Consider the following 5,596-nt stretch of genomic DNA (forward strand, 5'->3'; position numbering starts at 1 on the left):
GAGGTGCTGGCGGTGAACTCCCGTAAGCCCATCTTCGGTTACCTGGCAATGGTGGGCTCCCTGTTTGCCATTTGCATACTGGCCTTCCTGGTATGGGCGCACCACATGTTTGTAACAGGCATGAACCCGTTCCTGGGTGCGTTCTTTGTACTGTTAACGTTGTTAATTGCGGTGCCATCGGCCATCAAGGTATTTAACTGGCTTACCACCATCTGGAGGGGCAGCATCCGGTTTACACCCGCTTCGCTGTTCTCCATCGGTTTTGTGAGCACCTTTATCTCCGGTGGTTTAACCGGTATATGGTTAGGTAACTCTTCTATTGACATTCACCTGCATGATACCTACTTTGTAATTGCCCACTTCCATATTGTGATGGGGGTATCTGCCTTCTTTGGCATGTTTGCAGGCCTTTACCACTGGTTCCCGAAGCTGTATGGCCGCTACATGAATGGTACGCTCGGTTACATTCACTTCTGGATCACACTTATTGGCGCATACTGTATTTTCTGGCCCATGCACTATGAAGGGATGGCTGGTATGCCCAGAAGGTATTATGATTACTCCAACTGGGAATCTTTCAAACAGTTTGCAGAGCTGAATAAATTTATCAGCGTTGTAGTAATAGTGGTATTTGCCACACAGCTGCTGTTTGTGTTCAACTTCTTCTACAGCATTTTCAAGGGCCGCAGGTTAACAACCACCAACCCGTGGGATGCCACTACGCTGGAATGGACCACCCCCATTCATCCGGGGCACGGCAACTGGCCTGGCGAAATTCCGGAAGTACACCGTTGGGCGTATGATTACAGCAAGGATGGAAAAGATTTTATTCCGCAGACCGTGCCATTGGGACCCGACGAGTCGGCGCATTAATAAAAGCAGTCAGCTTTCCGCTGTTGGTTGTTAGCAGCCAACAGCGGGAGGCCAAAGCTAAAAGCAAGTATAGTGTTGCAAGAAAACTCCATAAAGTTGTCGTCATCGTATGCAGTAGCCAGTAAAGTGAGGGATTACTTTCAGCTCATGAAGTTTAACCTTACTTTCATGGTAGTGTTTTCCTGTGTGGTAGGCTACCTGCTGGTGCCGGGAGTGGAGTTTAACCTGGTAAAAGTTCTTTTATTATTTGCAGGAGGGCTGCTGGTTTCCGGTTCTGCCAATACCATTAACCAGATATGGGAGAAGAACACGGATAAGCTGATGGCGCGTACCGCTAACCGCCCGTTACCGGCTGGCCGGCTTTCTGAAACAGAAGCGGTGGTGGTAGCGGTAATAACCGGCCTGGCCGGCACCGCCATAATGGCCTATAGCTTTAACTGGCTGAGCGCCATATTAAGCCTTAGCTCCCTGGTAATATACGGGTTTGTATACACGCCCTGGAAAAAATGGAACTCGCTGGCTGTGCTGGTAGGAGCTATTCCCGGTGCGTTGCCCCCGTTAATCGGTTGGGCGGCCGGCGCCAATGAGCTGAGCGAAGGCGGCTGGTCGCTGTTTGCGATCCAGTTCCTGTGGCAGTTCCCGCACTTCTGGGCTATTGCCTGGATAGCGCACCAGGACTATGCAAAGGCAGGTTTTAAGCTGCTGCCGGCTGCAGGCGGACCTAATAAGTTAACAGCGCTGCAGTCAGCCACCTATGCCCTGCTGCTGATACCGGCGGGCGTAGCGCCTTACCTGTTAAAGATCAGCGGCGGCATATCCGCTATCATTTGCATACTGGCCGGCATTTTTTACCTGTACCGCGCCATTACGCTGTACCGGAAATGTGACGTGCCGGCTGCCCGTAAGCTGATGTTCGGGTCTTATATTTATCTGACGATTGTACAGCTGGCATTGCTGGCTGATAAAATATAAATGAAAAGAGGTGATGCAGGCAATGAGTGTACAAAGAAAGAAAATACATCCGCACAAATATTCCCTGTGGATAGCTATGGGCAGCATAACCATGATGTTCATAGGGTTTACCAGCGCCTATGTTGTAAAACGTGCGCAGGCAAACTGGGAGGTCTTTGAGTTACCTCACATCTTCTGGCTCTCTACCGCGGTGATACTTATCAGCAGCGGTACAATACAGCTGGCTGTTAGGCAATTCAAGCAAAGGAATATGCAGCGCTATAAGCAGCTCATAACCCTTACTGCCGTGCTGGGGGTAATATTTGCGGCATGCCAGTGCGTTGGCTTTGCACAGCTCAGCCAGCGCGGACTGCCGTTGAGCGGCCCGGTATCGGCCTCCTTCATTTACGTGATTGTAGGCATGCACATGTTGCACGTGCTGGGTGGTGTGGTAGCATTGCTCATTATGTTTGTAAGGGCCTTCCGTACAAGGGTGCGGGTATATAGCCCGGTTCCTATTGAGGTAGCTTCGCTTTACTGGCATTTTGTAGATGCATTGTGGATCTACCTCCTGGTATTTTTAACGATTGCCAGGTAAAACTTTAAGAAAATTCAAAAGACTTATAACAACGAATTAAATTTAAAAATGGATACAGCAGTTACAGCGAAGAAAAAATGGTGGGGCGGAGGATATTCTCCCTTTAATGTGAGCTACGGAAAGTTGATGATGTGGTATTTCCTGATGTCGGATACTTTTACCTTTGGCGCATTACTGATCTCATACGGTACTATCCGCTTTATGAGCACCTCCTGGCCTGATCCTAACTCGGTATTCCGCGCATTCCCGCTCATGGGTGAAGCGCACATGCCACTGGTGTTTGTGAGCTTAATGACCTTTATCCTGATCATGAGCTCTGTGACTATGGTGTTAGCTGTACATGCCGGCCATCACAAGAACCAGAAGGATGTGGCCAAATGGCTTACGTGGACAATTGTTGGTGGTATTGCCTTCCTTTCCTGCCAGGCATGGGAATGGACACACCTGTTCCACGAAGGCGCATGGTGGGGCCGTAATCCCTTCCTGAATGTAGACGGTACTGTTGCATCTACCAACTTTACCAACTTCTTTTTTACTATTACCGGTTTCCACGGCCTGCACGTAACTTCCGGGGTAGTGCTGAACATTATTATTCTGGCCAATGTGCTGAAAGGCACTTACGAGAACAGAGGTCATTATGAAATGGTTGAGAAGGTAGGTTTGTACTGGCACTTTGTAGACCTGGTTTGGGTATTTGTGTTCACTTGTTTTTACCTGCTGTAATCAGTAAAAACGCGTAGTTGTTATTTGAATTTAGTATCTAAAAAAATTATTTGATAATGGAACATACACATACTATAGTAGGGCATGAGCAAAATGAGCATGGGGATGCAACCACCAGAACCATCTGGAAAACGTTCTGGATCTTACTATGTGTAACAATCGTAGAGGTTAGCCTGGCTTTCCTTTACCTGGAAACAGATTTTCCTAACCGTATTATACTGAACTCTATTTTTATAGGGCTTACAATTGTAAAAGCTTTCTTCATTGTAGCAGAGTTTATGCACCTGCGTCATGAGATCAAGAACCTGATCCTGACCATCCTGATACCGTTAATGCTGTTCGTGTGGTTCATTATTGCGTTCCTGGCAGACGGTGACTCCTGGAGGAACATGCGTAAAGATTTGTCGCCCGGTAAGCCTCACCAGGAGCTGCCCGCAGTACACGCTGAAGAAGGACATCATTAAAAGACAATAACGTAATTAATTTATAAAGCTATTTCCAGCAGGGCAGTCATAGGGTTAATGTTAGCGGTGCTGTTACCGCTTGTGGGGTACCTGATAGTAGATCATTACGGTAGAAACGTGGTACCTGTACCACGTTTTTACATTCCTGAAGGGGTAGATACTGTAATGAAGAACGGTAAACCGCATTATGATACGGTGTTTCACACTGTGCGTAATTTTACCCTTACCAACCAGCTGGGGCAGCAGGTGCGCCTGAGCGACCTGCCCGGCAAAGTAAAGCTGGTTGATTTCTTTTTTACTTCCTGCACCAGCATTTGCCCCACCCTTACCAAAAACCTGAAAACCATCCAGGAGGCGTATGTTAAAAACGATACCCTGCTGCAGCTGATTTCTTTTTCTGTTGACCCGGAGCGCGACTCTTCTGAACGCCTGCGCTGGTATGCCAACAAACATGGTATCAACCCGGATAACTGGTGGCTGCTTACCGGCAGCAAAAAGGAGATCTATGACCTGGCCCGCCACGATTTTTTTGTATCAGTAACAGAAGGGGATGGTGGTCCGGATGATTTTATTCATACAGAAAAGCTGGTGCTGATAGATAAAAACGGCTATATCCGCGGCTACTATAACGGGCTAGACAGTAATGCCATCCGCCAGTGTGCCAACGATATTGCAGTGCTACATTTGGAGAAGGACCGGAACCGCCCGCCTTTCTGGAAGCGGCTGCTTTCCGGCAGTGAATAATTGAAAGCGTATGAGTATCAAAAACAAAAATCTCAACCTGCCCATAGCCATTATTTCCATAGCCATACCGGTGGTAGTGGCTGTTTTGTTTTACCTGCCCCGTACGCATATGGAAGCCGGGTTTAACGTGCATGTGTTACCCTTGTTCCATGCCATCCTGAACTCTGCCACTGCCATACTGCTGCTGGCCAGCCTGTACTTTATCAGGCACGGGCAGGTACAGGCGCATAAGGTAACCAACCTCACAGCCGTAGCGCTGAGTACTGTTTTCCTGGTATCGTACGTTACCTATCATTTTTTTGTACCCAGTACACATTATGGCGATATTAATCATGACGGAATGGTGGATGCGCTGGAAAAAGCAGCCGCAGGCAGCAGCAGGTATGTATATTATTTTGTGTTGCTTACCCATATTTTGCTGGCGATAGTAATCGTGCCGCTGGTGTTGTTCACCGTGCTGCGCGGGCTGCAATCTGATTTTGCCAGGCACAAAAAAATAGCCCGCATTACCTGGCCCATCTGGTTTTATGTAGCCATAACCGGGGTAGTTGTGTATGTAATGATCTCTCCGTATTATTAATTGGGTGTAACTTTGTAACTGCACCACTATAAAGGACACACATGAAGCAGTTAGGCATATTTTTACTGGTATTATTGTACAGCGCTCCGTTAATGGCGCAGTGTTCCCTTTGTACTAAAACTGCACAGCAACTGGGCGAGGGTCCGGCCAAGGGACTGAACAGCGGCATCCTTTACCTGGCGTTGATGCCACTGCTGATTATTGGCGTGTTGGCTTTCCGCTGGTGGCGCAGTAACCGAACCACCGAGTAATTAATAATGAATAATTAATAATGAATAATTAACAGGCGGTGCGTTATCAGTCATAGGTGTGCAACCGCAAATGTATTATGCTACCAGGTACCGGCCAATACAAAAACTCATCGCATCATCAGCCATCACTTATACGCAAAACCCACTGCCCCTATTATTAATTCTTCATTCTTAATTATTAATTCTGCTCCCCGCCGCACCCACTTATACATGAAGCCCACTGCCCTCTATTATTAATTCTTCATTCTTCATTATTAATTCAGTTCCCCGCCAGTACCCACTGATACTAAAAGCCCACTGCCCCTATTATTAATTGTTCATTCTTAATTATTAATTCAGCTCCCCGCCAGTACCCACTGATACTAAAAGCTGCCCCCTATTATTAATTCTTCATTCTTAATTATTAATTATT

8 protein-coding genes are annotated in these 5,596 nt (G+C 47.2%); all 8 read left to right on the plus strand.

What is annotated here, in order from left to right; all coding sequences use genetic code 11:
* A partial coding sequence (locus VFS25_RS11435; RefSeq protein ID WP_326462276.1) for a cytochrome c oxidase subunit I occupies nucleotides 1-873 on the plus strand: 873 nt, incomplete at its 5' end.
* Nucleotides 874-969: 96 nt separating this feature from the next.
* Nucleotides 970-1,845: a heme o synthase gene (gene cyoE / locus VFS25_RS11440; protein ID WP_326462277.1), complete on the plus strand. Its 876-nt coding sequence runs from the start codon at nucleotides 970-972 to the stop codon at nucleotides 1,843-1,845.
* A 22-nt stretch (nucleotides 1,846-1,867) separates the two neighbouring features.
* Nucleotides 1,868-2,422, plus strand: a complete 555-nt coding sequence (locus VFS25_RS11445; RefSeq protein WP_326462278.1) for a heme-copper oxidase subunit III — start codon at nucleotides 1,868-1,870, stop codon at nucleotides 2,420-2,422.
* Between the two features lie 48 nt (nucleotides 2,423-2,470).
* On the plus strand, nucleotides 2,471-3,145 hold the full coding sequence (locus tag VFS25_RS11450) for a cytochrome c oxidase subunit 3 (RefSeq protein ID WP_326462279.1): 675 nt from the start codon (nucleotides 2,471-2,473) through the stop codon (nucleotides 3,143-3,145).
* A gap of 56 nt (nucleotides 3,146-3,201) precedes the next feature.
* A complete protein-coding gene (locus VFS25_RS11455) occupies nucleotides 3,202-3,609 on the plus strand; it encodes a cytochrome C oxidase subunit IV family protein (RefSeq protein ID WP_326462280.1) in 408 nt (135 codons plus the stop codon).
* A gap of 117 nt (nucleotides 3,610-3,726) precedes the next feature.
* Nucleotides 3,727-4,353: an SCO family protein gene (locus VFS25_RS11460; RefSeq protein ID WP_326462281.1), complete on the plus strand. Its 627-nt coding sequence runs from the start codon at nucleotides 3,727-3,729 to the stop codon at nucleotides 4,351-4,353.
* A gap of 10 nt (nucleotides 4,354-4,363) precedes the next feature.
* The gene (locus tag VFS25_RS11465; protein ID WP_326462282.1) at nucleotides 4,364-4,933 is read left to right on the plus strand and encodes a DUF420 domain-containing protein; all 570 of its coding nucleotides are present in this window, start codon (nucleotides 4,364-4,366) and stop codon (nucleotides 4,931-4,933) included.
* A 41-nt stretch (nucleotides 4,934-4,974) separates the two neighbouring features.
* Entirely contained in the window at nucleotides 4,975-5,184 is a 210-nt protein-coding gene (locus VFS25_RS11470) for a hypothetical protein (RefSeq protein ID WP_326462283.1), read from the plus strand.
* Nucleotides 5,185-5,596 lie beyond the last annotated feature (412 nt).

This window comes from Chitinophaga sp. (assembly GCF_035761305.1).
Classification (GTDB): Bacteria; Bacteroidota; Bacteroidia; order Chitinophagales; family Chitinophagaceae; genus Chitinophaga.